This window comes from Mesorhizobium sp. M7A.F.Ca.US.005.03.2.1 (assembly GCF_003997795.1).
GTDB lineage: Bacteria > Pseudomonadota > Alphaproteobacteria > Rhizobiales > Rhizobiaceae > Mesorhizobium > Mesorhizobium ciceri.
The window spans coordinates 1-914 of sequence record NZ_RZRP01001384.1 but is presented as its reverse complement, the minus strand read 5'-3'; the positions used below and the strand labels follow the sequence as shown (position 1 = coordinate 914).

Sequence of the window (914 nt, the reverse complement as noted above, 5' to 3'; positions counted from 1 at the left end):
TATCCGGACCTTGCAGCGCTGAAGAACACGGAGGCCCAGCTCGCAACCTTTCCGCCGCTGGTTTTTGCCGGTGAGGCGCGCAAGCTCAAGAAGCAGCTCGCTTCGGTCGCTGCCGGTGACGCATTCCTCCTTCAGGGTGGCGATTGCGCCGAGAGCTTCGCCGAGCACGGCGCAGACAACATCCGCGACTTCTTCCGCGTCTTCCTGCAGATGTCGGTGGTGCTGACCTTCGCCGGCGCGCAGCCGGTGGTCAAGGTCGGCCGCGTTGCCGGCCAGTTCGCCAAGCCGCGCTCGTCCGACAATGAGACCAAGGGCGAGGTGACGCTGCCCAGCTATCGCGGCGACATCATCAACGGCATCGAATTCGACCCGAAGTCGCGCATTCCGGATCCCGCTCGCCAGGAGATGGCGTACCGCCAGTCGGCGGCGACGCTCAACCTTCTGCGCGCCTTCGCGCAAGGCGGCTATGCCAGCCTGGAGAATGTGCACCGCTGGATGCTCGGCTTCGTGTCCGACAGCCCGCAGGGCGAGAAATACGAGTCGCTCGCCAACCGCATCACCGAGACGATGGACTTCATGAAGGCCGTCGGCATCACTTCGGAAACCAACTACGCGCTGCGCGAGACCGATTTCTATACCAGCCATGAGGCGCTGCTGCTCGGCTACGAGGAGGCGCTGACGCGTGTCGATTCGACCTCCGGCGACTGGTACGCTACCTCGGGCCATATGATCTGGATCGGCGACCGCACCCGCCAGCCCGACCATGCGCATGTCGAATATTGCCGCGGCATCAAGAACCCGCTCGGCCTGAAATGCGGTCCGTCGCTGACGCCGGACGGCTTGCTGGAGCTGATCGACTTGCTCAACCCCGAAAATGAACCCGGCCGGCTGACGCTGATTGCACGTTTCGGCTC

1 protein-coding gene is annotated in these 914 nt (G+C 64.0%); it reads left to right on the top strand.

The window, feature by feature from the left end:
- A partial coding sequence (locus EN991_RS37950; protein WP_164769743.1) for a 3-deoxy-7-phosphoheptulonate synthase class II occupies window positions 1–914 on the top strand: 914 nt, incomplete at both ends.